This window comes from Roseomonas sp. AR75 (assembly GCF_005222815.1).
In the GTDB taxonomy this organism is placed as follows: domain Bacteria; phylum Pseudomonadota; class Alphaproteobacteria; order Acetobacterales; family Acetobacteraceae; genus Falsiroseomonas.
The window spans coordinates 987112-1007608 of sequence record NZ_STGB01000001.1 but is presented as its reverse complement, the minus strand read 5'-3'; the positions used below and the strand labels follow the sequence as shown (position 1 = coordinate 1007608).

Below are 20497 nucleotides of genomic sequence, written 5' to 3'. Positions count from 1 at the left end.
GTTAGTCGTTGCTCCTGCATCACTCCCCGGGAACGCCGCCGAGGAGAATGCATGTCTTCGATCGCAAGCGCCTGGCCTGCCCTCGCCTCCGAGGGCCGGCACCTGATCCAGGACGCGCTCATCGCGATCCGGAATCATCTCGGCATGGAGGTGGCCTACCTCTCGGAATTCGTCGGCGACCGCTCGGTTTTCCGCTACGTGGATGCGCCGGGCCTGGAGCACATGATCAAGCCCGGCGACAGCCTGCCGCTGGCCGATGTCTACTGCACCCACATCCTGGAAGGCCGCCTTCCGGAACTGATCCCGGACACGGCGAGCGAGCCGGTGGCGATGGCGCTGCCCATCACCCGCAACGTGCCGATCGGCGCGCATGCCTCCCTGCCGATCCGGCTGCCGGATGGGTCTGCCTTCGGCATGTTCTGCTGCCTCAGCCCGCGCCCGAACCCCTCGCTCAATCACCGCGACCTGGAGACGATGCGCGTCTTCGCCGGCCTCGCCGCGAAGCAGGTCAATGCCGAGCTCGAGGCCCATCGCCAGGGTCATGCCCGCCGTGCCGCGCTGGATGCGGTGATGCAGGGCAGCAACTTCTCCGTCGTGTTCCAGCCCATCATGGACCTGGCGAGGCTGGTGCTCGTTTCCTGCGAGGCGCTCTGCCGCTTCAACCCCCAGCCGTACCGATCGCCGGACAAGTGGTTCCAGGACGCGGCCGAAGCGGGGCTGGCGGTGGACCTGGAGCTGATGGTGATGGAGACCGCGCTCGCCGGGCTGGACAGCCTGCCGGATCCGGTGACGCTCTCGATCAACGCATCGCCGGCCACGATCCTGAGCGGGCGGCTGGAGGAAGCGCTGGTGTCGCGCCATCTGCCGCGCACCGTGCTGGAACTGACCGAGCATGCGATGGTGCCGGACTATGCGGAGTTGCAGCGCATGCTGGCGCCGCTGAAGCGCCGCGGGCTGAAGATCGCGGCGGACGATGCGGGCGCCGGCTATTCCGGCCTGCAGCACCTGATCCAGCTGCAGCCCGACATCATCAAGATGGACATGAGCCTGACCCGCAGCCTGGACGCCGACCCCGCGCGTCGCGCGCTGGCCAGCGCCATGACCTACTACGCGCGCGAGACGGGTGCGATCCTGATCGCCGAGGGGATCGAGACCGAGGCGGAACTCGCCACCTTGCGCGCGCTCGGCGTGGGCCGCGGGCAGGGCTACCTGCTCGGCCGCCCCGCCCCGCTGGCCGCTCTGATTGGCACGCCGCTGGCCGCGGCGGCCTGACCGCGCCTCAGGCCGGCGCCGGCCGCGCCCAGCGCAGCCGCAGCGCGGAGAGCAGCGGCCAGGCGGCCAGCACGATGCCCGCCGCCATGATCGAGCCCGACAGCCAGTTGTGGAAGAACACCGTCAGGTCGCCCTCGCTCAGCAGCAGGGATTGGCGGAAGGCTTCCTCCGTGCGGTCGCCCAGCACCAGCGCCAGCACCAGCGGCGCCAGCGGATAGTCCAGCTTCTTCAGCACGTAGCCGATCACGCCGAAGGCCAGCATCAGCACGATGTCGAACTCGGCATTGTTCACGGTGTAGGCGCCGATGGCGCAGACCACCAGGATCAGCGCGGCGATGACCGAGAAGGGCACGCGCAGGATCGCGGCGAACCACGGCACCGCCACCAGCACGATGAGCAGGCCGGCGACGTTGCCGAGATACATGCTGGCGATCAGGCCCCAGACGAACTCCTTCTGCTCCACGAACAGCATCGGTCCCGGCTGCAGCCCCCACATGATGAGCCCGCCCAGCAGCACCGCCGCCGTGGGCGAGCCCGGCACGCCGAGCGTCAGCATCGGCAGCAGCGCGGAGGTGCCGGCGGCATGCGCCGCCGTCTCCGGCGCGATCACACCCTCGATCCGGCCCTTGCCGAACTCGGCCCGGTGCTTCGACATCCGCCGCGCCACGCCATAGGACATGAAGGAAGCGGGGGTCGCACCGGCCGGCGTGATCCCCATCCAGCAGCCGATCAGCGCGGAGCGCATCGCGATCAGCCAGTGGCGCGGCAGCTCCGCCCAGGTGCGCAACACCACCTTCAGGTCGATGCGCGCCTTCTGGCCGCGGAAGCGCAGCCCGTCCTCGATGGACATCAGGATCTCGCTGATGCCGAACAGGCCGATGACCGCAACGAGGAAGTCGAAGCCGCGGATCATCTCCGTGCTGCCGAAGGTCAGGCGAAGCTGCCCGGTCATCGCATCCATGCCGACCGCCGCCAGCAGGAATCCCAGCATCATCGCCATCACGGTCTTGAGCGCGGAGCCGCGCCCCATGCCGATGAAGGCGGCGAAGGAGAGGAACATCACCGCGAAGAATTCCGGCGGCCCGAAGCGCAGCGCGAAGCCCGCGACTACCGGCGCCACGAAGGTGATCATCACCACCGCGATGAACGCGCCGACGAAGGAGGAGGTGAAGGCCGCTGTCAGCGCCTCTCCGGCGCGGCCCTGCTGCGCCATCGGGTAGCCGTCGAAGGTGGTGGCGACGGACCAGGGCTCGCCGGGGATGTTGAACAGGATGGAGGTGATGGCCCCGCCGAACAGCGCGCCCCAGTAGATGCAGGACAGCATGATCACCGCGGAGACCGGCGGCATCGCGAAGGTCAGCGGCAGCAGGATGGCGATGCCGTTGGCGCCGCCGAGGCCCGGCAGCACGCCGATCAGCACGCCGAGCACGACGCCCACCAGCATGAGCACCAGGTTGTCGGGCTGCAGGGCCACGGCGAAGCCCTGCATCAGCAGGCCGATCTCGTCCATCATCCGCTCCGGCGCTTGAAGGGTGGCGGGAGCCCCGGCTCAGTAGCCGAGGAACTCCTCAAGCGGTCCCTTCGGCAGCGCGACCAGGAACCAGATCTCGAACACGACGAAGGTGACGACGGCCGTCGTCACGCCCGCGCCAAGCGCCGCCGGCAGGCCGAAGCCGCCGAGACGCCGCATGAACCAGGCGACGAGCAGGGCCGAGGCGACATAGAGGCCGATGAACGGAATTGCCGCGACATAGGCGACGGTCGGCACGAACACGGTCGCCACGGTGCGCGCCTGGTCCCAGCTCAGGAACAGCGGCGCGGCGCGGCCTCGCAACTCTCCGCCGCGCGGCCGCGCCGCAATCGCGATGCCGGTCAGGTTCGCCGCCGCGGCCAGCACCAGCAGCAGGCCGATCCAGAACGGGAAGTAGCCGCTCTGCGGCCCGTCTGCCCCCCAGCCGGCGCCAAGCCGCAGGCTGTCTGCGATGGCCGCCGCGCCGGCCGCCATGAAGCCGAGCGACGTGGCCACTTCCACCGTCCGCACGCCGACGCCGCGGGGCGCCGCGACCTGCGGCAGGTGCATCTCCAGTGCGATCGCACCGGATGCGGCGCCGTCCGGCGCGCGCGGCGGATGCCGTGGTTCCTCGCCGGTCACCAGCGGCATCAGCTCTGGCCCGCGAGGAATCCGGCTTCCTGCATCAACGCCCGATGGCGCTGCTCCTCACGCTCCAGCCAGGCAGCGAAGGCGTCGCCGGTCATTGTGGTGGTGTTGAACGCGCCCTGGCTCATCAGCTCGCGCCATTCCGGCGTCTCCCGCACCTTGGCGAGGAGGTCGGCGTGGAAGGCCACCTGCTGCGGCGTCAGCCCCGGCGCGCCCATGATGCCGCGCAGCATCAGATACTCGACATCGAGGCCGGATTCCTTCGCCGTGGGAATGTCGCTCCACGCCATCGTCTCGGTCATCTTCTCGGTGCCGGACAGGCGCTGGCTGTCGAAGACGCAGAGCGGACGCAGCGCGCCGGCGCGCCAATGCGTCACCGCCTCGATCGGGTTGTTCACGGTGCTGTCGATGTGCTTGCCGACAAGCTGCACCGCCACCTCGCCGCCGCCGCGGAACGGCACGTAGTTGAAGGGCGCGCCGGTGGCGCGGGTGATGGCGGCGGTGATGATCTGGTCTTCCTGCTTCGATCCGGTGCCGCCCATGCGCAGCCGGCTGGCCTTCGCCGCCGTCACGTAGTCGGCCACCGTCTTCCAGGGCGACTCCGCGTTCACCCAGAGCACGAACTCGTCGAGCGCCATCATCCGGATCGGCGTGAGGTCCCGCCAGCTGAAGGGCACGCCGGTGGCCATCGGCGTGGTGAACAGGTTCGACAGGGTGATGATGAGCAGATGCGGGTTGCGCCGCGCGCCCTTGGCTTCCAGGAAGCCCTCGGCGCCCGCGCCGCCGGCCTTGTTCACCACCACGATGGGCTGGCGCATCAGGTTGTGCTTGGAGACGATGCCCTGGATGGCGCGGGCCATCTGGTCGGCGCCGCCGCCCGTGCCGGCCGGCACGATGATCTGCACCGGCCGCGTCGGCTCCCACCCTGCGGCGGCGGCGCTGCGCCCGCCGATGGAAGCGAGCGTCAGCGTGCCGCCAAGGCCCAGCGTCAGACTCCGGCGCGACAGCAGATTCGTCATCCTTCGACTCCCATCATCCGGCGCGCGCGGCGCAACGATTCCCGATCTCCACGGCCTTACGACCGCGGCACGCCGCGACGGATGGGGCGGAAACTACTGTAAAGCAAAGAAAATCGTGTAAAGGTCCGGGGGTGGCTTGCGGCAGCGCCGAAGCCGCTGCCTGTTCGGGCTCGAAGAGAGGGGAAGGCGCATGGCGCTCTGGGTCCGCTACGCGCGCGACGGCGCGGAAGGCTTCGGCACGCTGGAGGAGGAGAGCATCCGCGTGCATGCGGGCGACCTCTTCGCCGGCGCGACGCCGACCGGCGAGGCGATTGCGCGCGCCGATGTCACGCTGCTGCCGCCGGTGCGGCCGTCGCTGTTCATCGGCCTTTGGAACAACTACCGGGAGGCCGCGGCGAAGCAGAACCTGGCGATCCCGGAGACGCCGCTGTACTTCCTGAAATCGCCGCGCAGCGTCATCGGGCCGGAGGCGCCGATCCGCCCGCCGCCTTCCTATGCCGGCCGCGTGATCTACGAAGGCGAGCTCGGCCTGGTGATCGGCAGGCGCGTGCATGACGTGGACGAGGACGCGGCCGCGGCGGCGATCTTCGGCCTGACGTGCGTGAACGACGTGACGGCGCTGGACCTGCTGAACGCCGACCCCTCCTTCGCACAATGGGCGCGCGCCAAGGGCTGCGACAGCTTCGGCCCGATCGGCCCGGCGATCGCGACCGGCCTGGACTGGTCGACGCTCAGCGTGCAGGTCGCGCTGAACGGGCGCGTGCGCCAGAACTATCCGTGCAGCGACATGATCCTGCCGCCCGCGCGCATCGTCTCGCTGCTGTCACGGGAGATGACGCTGGAGGCTGGTGACGTCATCGCCTGCGGCACGAGTGTAGGCGCGCTGCCGATGCGGGCGGGGATGGTGGTGGAGGTGACGATCGCGGGCATCGGCACGCTGCGCAATCCGTTCGGGGCGGAGTCAGGCGCCGCGGGCTGATCCCAGCCGCCGCGCGATGGCACGCGGCGGCGATTCCTGCTCGACCTTCAGCACGCCCAGCCGTTGCTTCACGCCCTGCCACCACGACAGCGCATGCGCCGGCGGCGGCGGCAGCGTAGGCAGGCGCGCGGCATCCTTGTCCGACAGCACCGCGCGCCGCGCCACGCGCGCCTGCTGCAGCCGCCACCAGGCCAGGTTCTCCTCCTCGCCGGGCTCCGCGTGCTTGAAGGCGAGCAGCGCCTCGACCTCGGCGCGCTGGGCACGGATGGCGGCGACGGTGGTGTCGGACATGGTCAGCCCGCGTCCAGCCGCAGCGTCGCGGCGGCGCGGAGCAATCCGGCGCGGCGCTGCTGCGCGGCGATGACCGCCGCGCCGTCGCCCGCCGCCTCGGCCTGCGCGAAGGCCGCATGCGCCTCGCGCAGCGCCAGCATGTATTCGATGGCGACCGGGCCGAGCCTCGCGGCCGCGACGGAGGATTGCAGCGCCTCCAGCCTGCGGTGCAGCCCGGCGCGCGTCGCGGGATCGGCGCTGCCATCCGCGGCGGCGGCGAGCGCGCCGAGCAGGTCCAGTGCTTCCGCCACGGGCAGCGAGGCCGCGATGCCCGTGCCATCCGCCGCGCCACGCTCGCGCCGCTCCACCGCGGGGCCGGGCGGCGGCGCCAGCGGCTGGGCGCCGGACGCGAGGCGCGCGCGCAGGATCGCGGCAGCCTTCGCGGCGGCAGTGATCCATGCATCCGGCTTCTCGCAGCGCAGCAGCCGGATCGAGGGGTACCAAACCGTATCCTCACGCCCATGCAGCCAGCGCCAGTCGGAATGCGTGGGGTGCAGCAGCAGCAGAGTCGGCACGCCCATCGCGCCGGCGAGATGCGCGACGCCGGTGTCCACGGTGACGAGCAGGTCGAGAGTCGCCAGCACGGCCGCGGTGTCGCGGAACATGGCGGGGCCGGGATCGAAGTCGTCGCCAAGCGTCTCGATGGGGAAGGGGGCGGCCGCCACCTGCTCCTCGCCCGGCCCCTTCTGCAGAGCGATCAGGCGCGCGCTCGGCACATGCGCCAGCGGCAGGAAGGCGGCGAGCGGCGCGGAGCGGTAGCGGTCCACGGGCGCATTCGGATTGCCCTGCCACACAAGGCCAACGCGGTAGCCCGCCTGCGTCGCAAGCCGCTCGTGCCAGAACGCAACGCGCTCCGGTTCCGCCAAAAGATAGGGCCCCGCGGCCGGATCGGCCCTTGGCGTGATGCCGAGGCGACGCGGCAGGTCCAGCAGCGGCACCCAGGCGTCGCAGGATGAGAGTTCGACCGGGGAGGGCAGGCGGTCCACCACCTCGAACCCCTCCGTCAGCGGCCGCAGCAAGCGCTGGATGCGCGGATCGAGTTCCAGCCGCAGGCGCCGCCCCCGCGCACGCAGCAGCGGCAGGTAGCGCGCGAACTGGATGGTGTCGCCCATGCCCTGTTCGGCGCGCACCAGCAGGTCCGCGGGCGGCGCGCCGTCGCGCCAGCGCGACAGAGGCACCTCGCGGCCTGCGGCGTCCACGCGCCGCGGCGCGGCCGGGCTGCCCATGCGGTGGAAGCGCACGTCGTACGCGTCCCACGCCTCGTCCCAGCGCCCTGCGAAGAACAGGCTGATGGCGAGGCCGGCGGGGAAGCGCCAATCCGCCGGCGCCAGCGCCGCCAGCGTGCGGAAGGCGGCCACCGCCTCCTCATGGCGTCCCGCCGCGCGCAGCGCCTCCGCGGCGCGCAGCAGGGGGGTGAGGTCGGGCGGTGCCGTCACGCCCGCAGCAGCGTCGCGGCCTCCACCGCGAAATAGGTCAGCACGCCATCGCAGCCCGCGCGCTTGAAGCCCAGCAGGCTTTCCAGCATCGCCTTCTCGTGGTTCAGCCAGCCATTGCGCACGGCGGCCATGATCATCGCGTATTCGCCGCTGACCTGGTAGGCGAAGGTCGGGACGCGGAACTCGTCCTTCACGCGGCGGCAGATGTCGAGATACGGCATGCCCGGCTTCACCATCACCATGTCCGCGCCCTCCGCGAGATCGAGCGCCACTTCGCGCAGCGCCTCGTCGGAATTGGCGGGGTCCATCTGGTAGGTCTTCTTGTCGCCCTTCAGCGCGCCGCCGCTGCCGACCGCGTCACGGAACGGGCCGTAGAAGGCCGAGGCGTATTTCGCCGCATAGGACATGATGCGCGTGTGGATCAGGCCGCGCGCATCCAGCGCCGTGCGGATCGCGCCGATGCGGCCATCCATCATGTCCGACGGCGCGATCACGTCGATGCCGGCTTCCGCCTGGATCACCGACTGCACCGTCAGGATCTCCAGCGTCTCGTCATTCGCCACGTAGTGCCCGCCCGGCCCCTCGCGGAGCACGCCGTCATGCCCGTGGTCGGTATAGGGATCGAGCGCGACGTCGCCGACCAGGCCGAGCTCCGGGAATTCGCGCTTGAGCAGGCGGGCGGCGCTGCACATCAGGTTCTCCGGGTTCTTCGCCTCGGTCCCCTCCGCGTCCTTCTTCTCCGAAGGCGTGGCCGGGAACAGTGCCAGCGCCGGGATACCCAGCTTTGCCGCTGGCTCCACATGCGCCGCCAGCCGGTCGAGCGTCACGCGCTTCACGCCGGGCATGGAGGCGACATCCGTCTCCGTGCCCGTGCCCTCGATGACGAAGATCGGCCAGATCAAATCGTCCACCGAAAGCCGGTTCTCGGCGACCAGCCGGCGGGTGAAGGCGTCCACCCGGTTGCGTCGCATGCGCACCGCGGGGAAGGCGCCGGGCTGCGCCGGCGTCTCCACCGTCAGTCCCGCGCGCTTGTCGAAGGCGTTCACGACGCGGCCGCCAGCGCCTGGTCGAGATCGGCGATGATGTCGTCGATATGCTCGATGCCGATGGAAAGCCGCACATAGCCGGGCGTCACGCCGGTGGCCTTCTGTTCCTCGACGGAAAGCTGGCTGTGCGTGGTGGTCGCGGGATGGATCGCGAGGCTGCGCGCATCGCCGATATTGGCGACGTGGTAGAACATCTTCAGCGCCTCGATGAATTTGCGGCCCGCCTCGGCGCCGGCCTTCAGCTCGAAGCCGATCAGCCCGCCATAGCCGCCCTTCAGCGCGGCATCCGCCCGGCGCTTCCACTCGCCCTTCATCAGCGAGGGATGGATCACGCGCTCCACGGCGGGATGTTCGGCGAGATACGCCGCGACCTTCAGCGCATTGGCGTTGTGGCGCTCCATCCGCAGCGGCAGCGTCTCCAGCCCCTGCAGGAACAGGAAGGCGTTCATCGGCGCCATCGGCGCGCCCAGGTCGCGCAGCAGGCAGGTGCGCATGCGGATGATGTAGGCGACAGGGCCGAGCCCCTTCACCGCCTGCGTCCAGACCGCGCCGTGATAGCTGGGATCGGGCTGGTTCAGCGTGGGGAAGCGGTCGCCATGCGCCTCCCAGTCGAAATTGCCGCCATCCACCACGATGCCGCCGATGCTGGTGCCGTGGCCGCCGATGTATTTCGTGGTGGAATACATCACCACCGCCGCGCCCAGCGCGAGCGGCTTGCACATCACCGGCGCCGCGGTGTTGTCCATGATCAGCGGCACGCCGATCTTGCGCCCGAGTGCGGCCACCTCGGCGATCGGGAAGACGTGCAGCTTCGGGTTGGGCAGCGTCTCGGCATACCAGGCGCGAGTGCGGTCGTCCGTGGCGGCGACGAAGTTCTCGGGGTTCTCCGGGTCCACATAGCGGACCTCGACGCCCATCTGCTTCAGCGTGTTCGCGAACAGGTTCCAGGTGCCGCCATAGAGGTCGGTGGAGCTGACGATGTTGTCGCCGGCCTGGCAGAGGTTCAGCACGCAGAAGGCCGTCGCTGCCTGGCCCGAGCCGAGGCCGAGCGCCGCGACCCCGCCTTCCATCGCAGCGATGCGCTGTTCCAGCACATCGACGGTCGGGTTCATGATCCTTGTGTAGATGTTCCCCAGCTCCTGCAGAGCGAACAGGCGCTGCGCATGGCCGGTGTCCTGGAACTGGAAGGAGGTGGTCTGGTGGATCGGCACCGCGACCGAGCCCGTGGTCGGGTCCGCCCGCCAGCCGGCGTGGAGCGCGATCGTCTCCGGGTTGGTATAGGCCATGGGCGTCCCTCCGATCCTCTGATCATGACAGTGGTGGCACAGCCGCGGCCGGGATTGGAAGGGCTGGGCGGGTTTTCTCCTCGTGCCGGCCGGGCTGGCAAGGCTTTCTGCGCCGTAGGCGCCGCGCAACAGCTTGTGGCGGTGGTTCCGGCGGCCCACCCGGCGTGGTAGTGATCCGCACATGACCCCCCAGGACACCCCGGTCGCGCTGGGCTCCGACCATGCCGGCGTCGCGCTGAAGGCGACGCTGCGCGCGGCGCTCGAGGAAGCCGGCCACCCCACCTTTGACATGGGCACCAACGGCCCCGAGAGCGTGGACTATCCCGATTTCGCCGATGCGGTGGCGAACAGCCTGCTGGACGGCACGGCGCGCTTCGGCGTGCTGGTCTGCGGCACCGGCATCGGCATCTCCATTGCGGCCAACCGCCATGCCGGCATCCGCTGCGCCCTGGTGCATGACGCCACCACCGCCCGCCTCTCGCGCGAGCACAACGACGCCAATGTGCTGGCGCTGGGTGCGCGTGTGATCGGGCCGGAAGTGGCGCTGGATGCACTCCGCGCCTTCCTGAACACCCCCTTCGGCGGCGGCAGGCATGAACGCCGCGTCCGAAAGCTCACGCCGGAATGGAGCCTGCGATGAACGAGCAGACCCCCGCCATGACGCCCGCCCGCTTCTTCCAGGCCGGCGTCGCGGAGACGGACCCCGACCTGGCCCGCGCCCTGGACCTGGAACTCGGCCGCCAGCAGGACGGGATCGAGCTGATCGCGTCGGAAAACATCGTCTCGAAGGCGGTGCTGGAGGCGCAGGGCTCGGTCCTGACTAACAAATACGCCGAGGGCTATTCCGGCCGGCGCTACTATGGCGGCTGCGAATTCGTGGACATCGCCGAGGACCTGGCGATCCAGCGCGTCACGAAGCTGTTCGGCTGCGGCTTCGCGAACGTCCAGCCGCATAGCGGCGCGCAGGCCAACCAGGCGGTGTTCCTGGCGCTGCTGCAGCCCGGCGATGCCTTCATGGGCCTGGATCTCGCCGCCGGCGGGCACCTGACGCATGGCTCCCCCGCCAACCTTTCCGGCAAATGGTTTCGGCCCGTCCCCTATACGGTGCGGCGCGAGGACCAGATCATCGACATGGCGGAGGTCCGGCGCATTGCGCTGGAATCGAAGCCGAAGCTGATCATCGCCGGCGGCAGCGCCTATGCCCGGCACTGGGATTTCGCCGCCTTCCGCCAGATCGCCGACGAGGTCGGCGCCTATTTCATGGTGGACATGGCGCATTTCGCCGGGCTGGTCGCGGGCGGGGCGCATCCCTCGCCGATCCCGCATGCCCATGTCACCACCACGACCACGCACAAGACGCTGCGCGGCCCTCGCGGCGGCCTGATCCTGACCAACGACGAGGCGCTGGCGAAGAAGTTCAACAGCGCCGTCTTCCCGGGCCTGCAGGGCGGGCCGCTGATGCATGTGATCGCCGCCAAGGCCGTGGCCTTCGGCGAGGCTCTGCGCCCCGAGTTCCGCGCCTATGCGAAGCAGGTCGTCGCCAATGCCAAGGCGCTGGGGGAGGGGCTTCGCGGCCAGGGCCTCGACCTCGTCACCGGCGGCACCGACAACCACCTGGTGCTGGTGGACCTGCGGCCCAAGAAGCTGACCGGCAAGATCGCCGAGGGCGGGCTGAACCGCGCGCATCTCACCTGCAACAAGAACGCCATCCCCTTCGACCCCGAGAAGCCGATGGTGACCTCCGGCATCCGGCTCGGCAGCCCCGCCGCCACCACCCGCGGCTTCGGCGAGGCCGAGTTCCGCGAGGTCGCGACCCTGATCGGCGAGGTCCTGGACGGCCTCACCGCCGCCAATGCGCCGGAGGCGAATGCGGCTGTCGAGGAACGCGTGAAGGGCCGCGTGCTGGACCTGTGCCGGCGCTTCCCGATCTACCAGTGAGCTTTGGCGCGCCCGCCCGAATGATCGGCGCCGCCCAGTATGCGAACTGCGGACGGAGGATCCGGCCGCACAGCGGCCGGCGCCGCCCGCATGACAGTGCCGCCGGGTGCGACCGTTGCGCGGCGAAGCCAAGCCGGCGGATGCCGGCGCCCGGCGTCTGAGGGCACAAAACAATGCGCTGCCCCTTCTGCGGGAATGACGACACCCAGGTGAAGGATTCGCGTCCCGCCGAGGACGGCGCCAGCATCCGTCGCCGCCGCTCCTGCCCCGCCTGCGGCAACCGCTTCACCACCTTCGAGCGCGTGCAGCTACGCGAACTCGTCGTCATCAAGTCCGACGGCCGCCGCGTGCCCTTCGACCGCGACAAGCTCGCCCGCTCCGTCCGCATCGCGCTGCGGAAGCGCCCCTTCGACGAGGAGCGCATCGAGCGCATCGTCAACGGCATCCAGCGGCGGCTGGAGGTGGAGGCGGACAGCGAGGTGACCAGCCGCCGCATCGGCGACGTGGTGCTGGACACACTGCGCGACGTGGACCAGGTGGCCTTCGTGCGCTTTGCGAGCGTCTACCAGAATTTTCGGGAGGCGAAGGATTTCCGGGCGCTGCTGGGGAAGCTGGACGAGGGGTGAGGGGCGCGCGCGTTCCGTATTCCGGTTCGCGCCGACAGCCCGCCCTCGCGGTTGTAGAGGTAGGTGAAGCCGACCGAGGCGCCCCGCGCGAAGCCGTGCGTCAGCGTCTCCACCAGCCCGTCCGGCCGCCAGCCCCAGTTCGTCCGCGTCCCGTTGCCGCGGTCGAGCGCGAGGCGGCGCGAGGCGGTGTCGTAGCCATAGCCGCCAAGCCGCAGCCCCGCCGTGCCGTTGCCCTCGTGGATCGCCGTTACCCGGCCAAGCGCGTCATGCACATAGGTCGCCTCGTAGGTGTTGCTGCCCGCGGCCGGCAAGGTCAGCCGCGTCACGTTGCCGTCGGCATCCCGGTCGTAGCCGATCGTATAGGTCACCGCCGGCGCGTTCGCGTTCGCCGGCACCGCGCGCGTCAGCAGCCGGTTCAGCGCATCGTAGGGCCAGCACGATGCGCTGCCCCGCCCGTGTCCGGTGCAGCACCCGGTTGCCGGCAGTCAGTGAGGGCCTTGCCGACTGGTTCGGTGAACTCCGCCCTATCCCGGTCGGCGTTCATGCCGTCGCAAGGCGAAGGATCCCAACCATGGTCGGCCGCTAAATGGAGAAGCAAGTAATGGGCAAGCAAGAGAAATCGTTCAAAATTTCTTCTGCGTCCGCATCTTGAAATTTTTCAACATCGTATATTCAGTGTTATTTAGATGCGCTTCCAGCCGAGCTTCAATTTGCTCAGGATCCCAGGACCAAAGTGGATCTAGATCTACGCACTCTTCTGGCGGCGCTAATCTTTCCAAAAATTTTTCTACATTTCCAGGAAACCGTGTGTATATATATAGATCTTTAGAGATGATATCTTGGCGGACAAAATCTACTGGCTGCATCAGATTTTCTCCAACAGCGCAGTGTCCGATCTTATGCCATCGTTTGTTCCATGAAATATGAACTCCCGCCTTAAACGCGATCTTAGGATTGACGCAATCTAGACTATCGAGAGTCATCTCGCTCTGTGTTCTTAAATCAAAAAAGGCCAGAATTGGATTTAGCGATATGGCATACCCATAGCCACCCATTGATAGAGAAATCGAAAATAGATCTCCTAAAGTGCCGATAGCGCGGGTCATCGTTGTCCCCCTCCAGGCAACCAAACTCGTGGTACGCTCTTATATGGTAGTATATTCCGAGTGGGTTTACCGCAGAAATTGCATTTATGCGATTAGCTACAAGGGGGCTATTTACACCGCCAAGGGCATCAATCAGCTGCTGCTCTCTGCCACGAATTGCTGCATAAGAGTCTGATGATCGATCGACTTGAGGAGGTTCGAAGCCGCGCAGAGTGAGATTAGCATGATCTGGGTCGCGTGCTCGGGTATCTAAATTAGTTTGTGGATCGCCAAACCCGCTCCAAATAGATAAGGAGCGCCGTGGCGTCGTCAGAACGAAGTTCAAGGTCATCAATTAATCTGTCGGTCACGTTGATTGGCTTGTCGCCAGGCACCAAAGATTTTAAAAATCTTAAGACCGCCTCTTCACCGCCAGTAGGAGAAGATGGGGTATTTCGCACGAGCCTGCCCTTTGAACCCGGATGGGAGCGTCGCGGACCAGTCTAGCACAGCTGAGCCTCTGGCGCGGCAATCCGCTACGCGCTCCGGAGTGTGACGCCGCTTGGCAGTAGCCGCCAGTTCGCCGAATGCCCCCGCTGGCGCACGCCACTTCCGCAAAGCTCCACCCTGCGCCAAGTAGCCGCCATGCGCCCCCGCAACGCCGCCTGATCCCGTGCCCGATCCCGCCGACCTCGCCCATATGCAGGCCGCGCTGGCGTTGGCGCGGCGTGGGCTCGGCAATGTCTGGCCGAATCCCTCGGTCGGCTGCGTCATCGTCCGCGACGGTCAGGTCGTCGGCCGCGGCTGGACCCAGCCCGGCGGGCGCCCGCATGCCGAGACGGAGGCGCTGCGCAGGGCAGGGCACCTCGCCCGCGGCGCGACCGCCTATGTCACGCTGGAGCCCTGTTCGCATCACGGCCGCACGCCGCCCTGCTGCGACGCGCTGATCGCCGCCGGCATCGCCCGCGTCGTCTGCGCGCTGCGCGACCCCGACCATCGCGTGGATGGCCGCGGCTTCGTGCGGCTGCGGGAGGCCGGGATCGCGGTGGAGGAGGGGCTCTGCGCCGCCGAGGCGCGGGCCGTCACCGCCGGCTTCATCAAGCGCATCACCCAGGGCCTGCCGCTGGTCACGCTGAAGCTCGCCACCACGCTGGATGGCCGCATCGCCACCCGCACCGGCGAAAGCCAGTGGATCACCGGCCCGCCCGCGCGGCGGGAGGCGCATGCGCTGCGCGCCCGGCACGACGCGATCCTCGTCGGCTCCGGCACCGCACTCGCCGACGATCCCGAGCTCACCTGCCGGCTGCCCGGCGCCACGCCGCGCCAGCCGCTGCGGGTGGTGGCCGATGCCCGGCTGCGCATGCCTGTCACGGCCCGGCTGGTCGCCACGGCGCAGGACACGCCGACCCTGATCGTCACCGCGCCCGGCCACCCCCCTTCCGTCCGCGCCCCCTACCAATCCGCCGGCGTCGAGCTGGCCACCGTGCCGCGGGCGCGGGAGGGGCTGGCGCTCCGCCCCCTGCTGGAGGCGCTCGCGCAGCGCGGCGTCACCCGCGTGCTGGCCGAGGGCGGCGCCGGCATCGCGGCGGGGCTGCTGCGGGAGGGGCTTGTGGATCGCCTCGCCTGGTTCCATGCCCCCGGCATCATGGGCGGGGATGGGCTGCCCGCCGCCTATCCGCTGCCGGTGGACGTGCTGGCCGCCATGCCCAGATTCCGCCGTGTCGCCGCGCGTCCGCTGGGCGAGGATTGGCTGACCGAATTCGAGAGGGACTGACGAAAGATGTTCACCGGGATCGTCACGGACCTCGGCACGGTGCGGGAGGTGCAGCCGATCGGGGGCGGCCAGGACCACCGGCTGATCATCGGCACCTCGCCCGCCTTCCTGGCCAATCCGCCGGTGGCGCTCGGCGCCTCAATCGCCTGCTCCGGCGTCTGCCTCACGGCGGTGGAACTCGGCGCCGACTGGTTTGCGGTGGAGGCCTCGGCCGAGACGCTGTCGAAGACCACGCTGGGCGGCTGGCAGGCGGGGACGCGGGTGAACCTGGAACGCTCGCTGAAGATGGGCGACGAGCTGGGCGGGCACCTGGTTGCCGGCCATGTGGACGGCACGGGGGAGGTGGTCTCCGCCACGCCGGAGAACGGCTCGGTCCGCTGGCGCTTCCGGGTGCCGCAGACGGTGGCGCCCTTCATCGCGCCGAAGGGATCGGTCGCGATCGACGGCGTCTCGCTGACGGTGAACGAGGTTGCGGGCGAGGAATTCGGGGTGAACATCATCCCGCACACCGCCACCATCACCACCTTCGGCACGCTGCAACCCGGCAGCCGGGTGAACATCGAGATCGACATGATGGCGCGCTACGTCGCCCGCCTGCGGGAGTATCAGCGGTGAAGGTCGAGACCACGCAGACCAGCTTCGCCGAATTCCTCAGCCCGGCCGAGGAATTGCTGGAGGAAGCCCGGCGCGGCCGTATGTTCATCCTGGTGGATGACGAGGACCGCGAGAACGAGGGCGACCTGGTCATTCCCGCGCAATTCGCGACGCCTGACGCCATCAACTTCATGGCCCGCCACGCCCGCGGGCTGATCTGCCTGGCGATGACGCGCGCGCGGGTGGAACAGCTCGGCCTGCCGCTGATGGCGCAGTCCAACGGCACGCGGCACCAGACCGCCTTCACCGTCTCCATCGAGGCACGCGACGGCGTGACCACAGGGATCTCCGCCGCCGACCGCGCGCGCACCGTGGCCGTCGCGATCAACCCGGAGCTGGGGCGCGAGCACATCGTCACGCCCGGCCATGTCTTCCCGCTGGTGGCGCGCGACGGCGGCGTGCTGGTGCGGGCCGGGCACACGGAAGCCGCGGTGGATTTCGCCCGCATGGCCGGGCTGAACCCGTCCGGCGTGATCTGCGAGATCATGAACGACGACGGCACCATGGCGCGCATGCCCGACCTCGTCGCCTTCGCGCAGCATCACGGCCTGAAGCTCGGCACCATCGCCGACCTGATCGCGCATCGCCGCCGTACCGAACGCCTGGTGCGCCGGGTCGAGGACGGCTCGATCGAGGGCATCGGCGGCACCTGGCGCGTGGTGGTCTATGCCTCCACGCTCGACCACGGTGAGCACCTGGCACTGGTGAAGGGCGACCTGGCGCGGCCGGAACCGGCGCTGGTGCGGATGCACGCGGCCTCCATGCTGCAGGATCTCGTCGCCGGCCGCGCCGAGCATGAGCTGCACAACGCCATGCAGGCCATCGCCGATGCGGGCCGCGGCGTGGTGGTGCTGCTGCGCGACTGGCGTGCGGACGGGCTTTCCCAGGCCGTGCGCGCGGGGCGGGAGCGGCGCGCCACCGCGCCGGAACTGCGCGACTACGGCATCGGCGCGCAGATCCTTGCCGATCTGGGCTTGCGCGAGATCATCCGCCTGTCCGACAACCCCCGTCCTGTTGTCGGCCTGGAAGGCTATGGGCTGACGGTGGTCGAGACCCGACCGATCCTGAAGGATTCCGCGTGAGTACGAAAGATTCTCCGGAGCGCGCCAGGGCGGCGCTCGACGGGCCGGCGCCGCGGGTGCTGGTGATCCAGGCGCCCTACTATGCCGATGTCGTGGGCGGCATGCTGCGCGGCGCGCGCGCCGTGCTGGACGAGATCGGCGCGCGCGTCGATGTCGCCGATGTTGCCGGCGCCTTCGAGCTGCCGGCAGCCCTGCGCATGGCGCTGCGCCGCGGCAACTGGGACGGCTTCCTGCTGCTCGGCTGCGTCGTGCGCGGCGAGACTGATCACTACACCTTCATCTGCGATGCGGTCTGCCAGGGCGTGATGGCGCTTTCCGTCGAGACCGGCGCGCCGCTCGGCTTCGGGCTGCTGACGGTGGACACGATCGAGCAGGCCATCGCGCGGTCCCGCGACGACCGCATGAACAAGGGCGCCGAGGCGGCCCATGCGATGGTGCAGCAGATCGCGCTGGCGCGGCGGTTCGCCTCGTGAGCGGCAAGGCGCAGATCCAGCGTGGGCGGCCCCGTACCGGCGCGCGCGTTGCGGCCGTGCAGGCGCTGTTCCAGTCCGAGCAGGCCGGCGAGAATCCGGAAACCGTGATCGAGCAGTTCGTCCGCCATCGCCTCGGCCCGAACGAGGCCGAGGAAGGTTTCGGCGAGGGCCGCGTGCCAGAGGCCGATGTGCGGCTGTTCGCGAAGCTTGTCCGGGCCGCCGCCGGCAACATCGAGCCGATCGACGCCGCACTGGCCGAGGTGCTGGCCAAGGACTGGCCGCTGGAGAAGCTCGATCCCGTGCTGCGCGCGCTGCTGCGCGCGGCGGGGGCGGAGCTGATGCAGAAGAACGACCCGCCGATGCGCGTGGTGATCAACGAGTATCTCGACATCGCCCACGGCTTCTTCGCCGGCGACGAGCCGAAATTCGCAAATGGCGTGCTGGAGGCGCTGGCGCGGAAGTTCCGGTCGGATGAATTCGCGCGGGGGTAGGGGATTGGCCCCCACCCCGACCCTCCCCCGCACTGCGGGAGAGGGAGAAGAAGCCCTCCCCCGAAGTGCGGGGGAGGGTTGGGTGGGGGCCGCGCTCCCTCGCCCGACATGACGCTCCCCCCCGAATTCGCCCTCATTGCCCGTCATTTCCGCCCGCTTGCCGGCGCCGGTGCGCTCGACCTGTCCGATGACGCCGCGCTGCTCGACCCGCCTGCCGGCCGGCAGCTTGTCCTTGCCGCCGACGCCATGGTCGCCGGCGTGCATTTCCTCCCCGAGGACCCGCCCGAGACCATCGGCCGCAAGCTGCTGCGGGTGAACCTGTCCGACCTTGCCGCCATGGGCGCCACGCCGCTCGGCTACCTCATGACCTGCGCCTTCCCGCATGGCACCGACGACGCCTGGATCGCCGGCTTCGTCGCGGGGCTGGCGGCCGATCAGGCGGAGTTCGGCCTGACCGTCCTCGGCGGCGACACCGTCGGCACGCCCGGGCCCGCGACCTTTTCCCTCACCATCCTCGGCACCGTCGAACCCGGCTGCGCGCTGCGCCGCGCCGGCGCGCGGCCCGGCGACGAGGTCTGGGTCTCCGGCACCATCGGCGACGGCGCGCTCGGTCTGCTGGCGCTGACCGGCCGCCTGCCGCCGGATCCGCACCTCGCCGCCCGCTACCGCGTGCCGACGCCCCGCCTCGCGCTCGGCCAGGCGCTCGCCGGCATCGCGACGGCGGCGATGGATGTGTCGGACGGGCTGGCGCAGGACCTCGGCCACCTCGCCCGCGCCGCCGGCTGTGCCGCAGCCATCGAGGCGCCTTCCGTGCCGCTGTCCGACCCTGCCCGGGGCGCTCTGGCGGCCGATCCGGCGCTGCTGTCCCGAATCCTCTCCGGCGGCGACGACTACGAATTGCTCTTTGCCGCCGCGCCGGGAGATGCGGATCGCGTGCGGGCGGCCGGGCGTGCAACACAGACCCCCGTCACGCGCATCGGCCGCTTCCTGGACGGAGAGGGTGTATGCGTGCTGGATGATGCAGGGACCGCCATCACGCTGCCCCGGGGGGGATGGAGCCACTTCGCGTGACCACCGCTGCACCCGCGACCGCCGCCGCTGCCGAGAAGCGGATGAAGCTGGACGTCCTGCTGCTGTTCTTCTGCCAGGCGACGATGAACGCCTCGGCCGTCGGGCAGATCGCGATGTCGGCCCTGATTGGCTACAGCCTGGCCGAGAACAAGGTGCTGGCGACGCTGCCGCTCGGCCTGCAATGGGTCGCGACCATGGCGGCCTCGATCCCCGCCGGCATCATCTTCGCCCGCCTCGGCCGCCGCGCCGGCTTCAACCTCGGCGCGATCTGCATGGTGATCGGCACGCTCACCTTCGCGCTCGGCATCTGGCGGCATGATTTCTGGCTCTATGCCGCGGGCGGGCTGCCGGCCGGCATCGGCTTCGGCATCGCCCAGCAATACCGCTTCGCCGCCTCCGAGGTCGCCACCCCCGCCTACCGGCCGCGCGCCATCGCGCTGGTGATGGCCGGCGGCGTGCTGTCGGCGATCTTCGGGCCGGAACTTGTCAAGCACTCCAAGGATCTGGTGGAGCCCTTCACCTTCCTCGGCACCTACCTGATCCTGACGACCCTGCCGCTGATCTGCCTGACCCTGCTCGCCTTCGTACGCCTGCCGCCGGCCCCGCCGCGCCAGGCGAGCCCGACGCCGGTGCTGGAGATCATCCGCCGTCCGGCCTTCCTGACCGCGGCGCTCACGGCTGCCATCGCCTATGGCACGATGAACCTGCTCATGGTCTCGACGCCGCTGGAGATGATGGCCTGCGGCTTCGGCATCGCGGCCTCGGCCACGGTCATCCAGGCGCATGCGCTGGCGATGTTCGCGCCGGGCTTCGTGACGGGGCGGCTGATCGGGCGGTTCGGCGCCAGGCGCATCATCGTGGCCGGGACGCTGCTGAACATCGCCTGCGTCCTGGTGGCGATCACCGGCATCAGCTTCCTGCATTTCACGTCGTCGCTGGTGCTGCTGGGGCTCGGCTGGAACTTCATGTTCACCGGCGCGACGACCCTGCTCGCGGAAAGCCATTCCCCGGCGGAGCGTTTGCGCGCGCAGGCGGCCAACGATTTCATCGTGTTCGGCACGGTGGCCTGCACCGCGATCGGCTCCGGCTTCGTGCACGCCGCCTTCGGCTGGAACGTGCAGAACCTGGCGGTGCTGCCGGGCCTCGCCCTGGCGCTGGTCCTGCTGCTGCTGGTCCGGCCGAGGCCGCGCGCGATGCAGCCGGCCTGAGGCTGTCTCGGCGTGGCGCGTTAGCGGCCGCTGGTCGGGCTGGCGGCGCCGGGGCCCTGCTGCTGCTGGCCGGTCATGCCGACGCGGCCGATGTTGCCGAAGAGCTGCTGCATCATGGACCGCTCATTGCCCGGCGAGGGCGTGACGCGGTCCACCATCTGCACCTCCCGCCCATCCTCGAGCCCCAGCTTACGCACCTGCCGCACCGTCCCGGTGCCGTCGAAGGCGACCACCACGACGTCCTGCTGGACGATGCCGAGCGTGCGCCCCGGCCGCTGATGCGTGATCGCGCTGATATAATACCACTCGCTCGGGTCGAAGGTCGCGCTGGAGGAAGGCGAGCCGAGCAGTGCCTCCACGTCGTCCCGGGTGGTGACGCCCGGCACGATCTGACCGAGCTGCTCATCCGTCACGGCGTGGCCGCGGAACTGTCGGGGCGAATCGAACAGACCCGCACCAGGCACGCCCTGCACGGCGGCAGTCGGTAGATAGGAGCAGCCGGCCAGGCCCAGCAGGGCGACGGCCAGAAGGGCGCCGCGGGCGGGGATGGCCCGAACCGGCACGTTGAC

At 69.6% G+C, this 20497-nt stretch carries 22 protein-coding genes; 12 read left to right on the top strand and 10 right to left on the bottom strand.

Features of this window, described 5'->3' with window-relative positions; genetic code table 11:
- Positions 1 to 51 precede the first annotated feature (51 nt).
- Positions 52 to 1272: an EAL domain-containing protein gene (locus E4T13_RS04670; RefSeq protein ID WP_137177045.1), complete on the top strand. Its 1221-nt coding sequence runs from the start codon at positions 52 to 54 to the stop codon at positions 1270 to 1272.
- 7 nt (positions 1273 to 1279) lie between these two features.
- Here the strand turns inward: E4T13_RS04670 and E4T13_RS04665 are convergent, their stop codons facing one another.
- The 3 genes from E4T13_RS04665 to E4T13_RS04655 are packed head-to-tail and all read right to left on the bottom strand — an operon-like array spanning position 1280 to position 4449.
- Positions 1280 to 2782, bottom strand: a complete 1503-nt coding sequence (locus E4T13_RS04665; RefSeq protein WP_137177044.1) for a tripartite tricarboxylate transporter permease — start codon at positions 2780 to 2782, stop codon at positions 1280 to 1282.
- Positions 2783 to 2821: 39 nt separating this feature from the next.
- The gene (locus E4T13_RS04660; protein ID WP_137177043.1) at positions 2822 to 3433 is read right to left on the bottom strand and encodes a tripartite tricarboxylate transporter TctB family protein; all 612 of its coding nucleotides are present in this window, start codon (positions 3431 to 3433) and stop codon (positions 2822 to 2824) included.
- A complete protein-coding gene (locus E4T13_RS04655) occupies positions 3433 to 4449 on the bottom strand; it encodes a tripartite tricarboxylate transporter substrate binding protein (protein ID WP_137177042.1) in 1017 nt (338 codons plus the stop codon). The genes E4T13_RS04660 and E4T13_RS04655 overlap by 1 nt, the downstream gene beginning before the upstream one ends.
- Positions 4450 to 4639: 190 nt before the next feature.
- On the opposite strand from E4T13_RS04655, the gene E4T13_RS04650 reads away from it, so the two are divergent.
- The gene (locus tag E4T13_RS04650) at positions 4640 to 5428 is read left to right on the top strand and encodes a fumarylacetoacetate hydrolase family protein (protein ID WP_137177041.1); all 789 of its coding nucleotides are present in this window, start codon (positions 4640 to 4642) and stop codon (positions 5426 to 5428) included.
- Here E4T13_RS04650 and E4T13_RS04645 read toward each other — a convergent pair.
- Genes E4T13_RS04645 through E4T13_RS04630 form a run of 4 tightly spaced genes read right to left on the bottom strand, consistent with a single transcriptional unit; the run spans position 5411 to position 9526 of the window.
- Complete coding sequence (locus E4T13_RS04645) at positions 5411 to 5719, bottom strand: hypothetical protein (RefSeq protein ID WP_137177040.1); 309 nt, start codon at positions 5717 to 5719, stop codon at positions 5411 to 5413. The genes E4T13_RS04650 and E4T13_RS04645 overlap by 18 nt on opposite strands.
- A gap of 2 nt (positions 5720 to 5721) precedes the next feature.
- Positions 5722 to 7194 carry a glycosyltransferase family 9 protein gene (locus E4T13_RS04640; RefSeq protein WP_137177039.1) on the bottom strand — a complete coding sequence of 491 codons (1473 nt, stop codon included), beginning with the start codon at positions 7192 to 7194 and terminating at the stop codon, positions 5722 to 5724.
- A complete protein-coding gene (gene hemB / locus E4T13_RS04635; RefSeq protein WP_408906385.1) occupies positions 7191 to 8240 on the bottom strand; it encodes a porphobilinogen synthase in 1050 nt (349 codons plus the stop codon). Before hemB ends, E4T13_RS04640 begins: the two co-directional genes overlap by 4 nt.
- Positions 8237 to 9526: an O-acetylhomoserine aminocarboxypropyltransferase/cysteine synthase family protein gene (locus E4T13_RS04630; RefSeq protein WP_137177038.1), complete on the bottom strand. Its 1290-nt coding sequence runs from the start codon at positions 9524 to 9526 to the stop codon at positions 8237 to 8239. The genes hemB and E4T13_RS04630 overlap by 4 nt, the downstream gene beginning before the upstream one ends.
- Positions 9527 to 9707: 181 nt before the next feature.
- Between E4T13_RS04630 and rpiB the strand changes: the two genes are divergently transcribed.
- The 3 genes from rpiB (at position 9708) to nrdR (ending at position 12090) form a co-directional block, all read left to right on the top strand.
- Positions 9708 to 10166 carry a ribose 5-phosphate isomerase B gene (gene rpiB / locus E4T13_RS04625; protein ID WP_137177037.1) on the top strand — a complete coding sequence of 153 codons (459 nt, stop codon included), beginning with the start codon at positions 9708 to 9710 and terminating at the stop codon, positions 10164 to 10166.
- On the top strand, positions 10163 to 11464 hold the full coding sequence (gene glyA / locus E4T13_RS04620; protein WP_137177036.1) for a serine hydroxymethyltransferase: 1302 nt from the start codon (positions 10163 to 10165) through the stop codon (positions 11462 to 11464). The genes rpiB and glyA overlap by 4 nt, the downstream gene beginning before the upstream one ends.
- Before the next feature lie 173 nt (positions 11465 to 11637).
- Positions 11638 to 12090, top strand: a complete 453-nt coding sequence (nrdR, locus tag E4T13_RS04615) for a transcriptional regulator NrdR (protein WP_137177035.1) — start codon at positions 11638 to 11640, stop codon at positions 12088 to 12090.
- Here the strand turns inward: nrdR and E4T13_RS04610 are convergent.
- Complete coding sequence (locus E4T13_RS04610) at positions 12027 to 12458, bottom strand: hypothetical protein (RefSeq protein WP_170984802.1); 432 nt, start codon at positions 12456 to 12458, stop codon at positions 12027 to 12029. The two genes, nrdR and E4T13_RS04610, sit on opposite strands and share 64 nt — an antisense overlap.
- A gap of 255 nt (positions 12459 to 12713) precedes the next feature.
- A complete protein-coding gene (locus tag E4T13_RS04605; protein WP_137177033.1) occupies positions 12714 to 13196 on the bottom strand; it encodes a hypothetical protein in 483 nt (160 codons plus the stop codon).
- 679 nt (positions 13197 to 13875) lie between these two features.
- On the opposite strand from E4T13_RS04605, the gene ribD reads away from it, so the two are divergent.
- The 7 genes from ribD (at position 13876) to E4T13_RS04570 (ending at position 19928) form a co-directional block, all read left to right on the top strand.
- The gene (ribD, locus tag E4T13_RS04600) at positions 13876 to 14949 is read left to right on the top strand and encodes a bifunctional diaminohydroxyphosphoribosylaminopyrimidine deaminase/5-amino-6-(5-phosphoribosylamino)uracil reductase RibD (RefSeq protein WP_137177701.1); all 1074 of its coding nucleotides are present in this window, start codon (positions 13876 to 13878) and stop codon (positions 14947 to 14949) included.
- A gap of 6 nt (positions 14950 to 14955) precedes the next feature.
- The gene (locus E4T13_RS04595) at positions 14956 to 15564 is read left to right on the top strand and encodes a riboflavin synthase (protein ID WP_137177032.1); all 609 of its coding nucleotides are present in this window, start codon (positions 14956 to 14958) and stop codon (positions 15562 to 15564) included.
- A complete protein-coding gene (gene ribB / locus E4T13_RS04590) occupies positions 15561 to 16685 on the top strand; it encodes a 3,4-dihydroxy-2-butanone-4-phosphate synthase (RefSeq protein WP_240790985.1) in 1125 nt (374 codons plus the stop codon). The genes E4T13_RS04595 and ribB overlap by 4 nt, the downstream gene beginning before the upstream one ends.
- On the top strand, positions 16682 to 17158 hold the full coding sequence (ribH, locus tag E4T13_RS04585) for a 6,7-dimethyl-8-ribityllumazine synthase (RefSeq protein ID WP_137177031.1): 477 nt from the start codon (positions 16682 to 16684) through the stop codon (positions 17156 to 17158). The genes ribB and ribH overlap by 4 nt, the downstream gene beginning before the upstream one ends.
- Positions 17155 to 17649, top strand: a complete 495-nt coding sequence (gene nusB / locus E4T13_RS04580) for a transcription antitermination factor NusB (RefSeq protein ID WP_137177030.1) — start codon at positions 17155 to 17157, stop codon at positions 17647 to 17649. The genes ribH and nusB overlap by 4 nt, the downstream gene beginning before the upstream one ends.
- A 108-nt stretch (positions 17650 to 17757) precedes the next feature.
- Complete coding sequence (gene thiL / locus E4T13_RS04575; RefSeq protein WP_137177029.1) at positions 17758 to 18720, top strand: thiamine-phosphate kinase; 963 nt, start codon at positions 17758 to 17760, stop codon at positions 18718 to 18720.
- Entirely contained in the window at positions 18717 to 19928 is a 1212-nt protein-coding gene (locus E4T13_RS04570) for an MFS transporter (protein WP_240790984.1), read from the top strand. The genes thiL and E4T13_RS04570 overlap by 4 nt, the downstream gene beginning before the upstream one ends.
- 20 nt (positions 19929 to 19948) lie before the next feature.
- On the opposite strand, the gene E4T13_RS04565 is transcribed toward E4T13_RS04570, so the two are convergent.
- On the bottom strand, positions 19949 to 20491 hold the full coding sequence (locus tag E4T13_RS04565) for an outer membrane protein assembly factor BamE (RefSeq protein ID WP_240790983.1): 543 nt from the start codon (positions 20489 to 20491) through the stop codon (positions 19949 to 19951).
- Positions 20492 to 20497 lie beyond the last annotated feature (6 nt).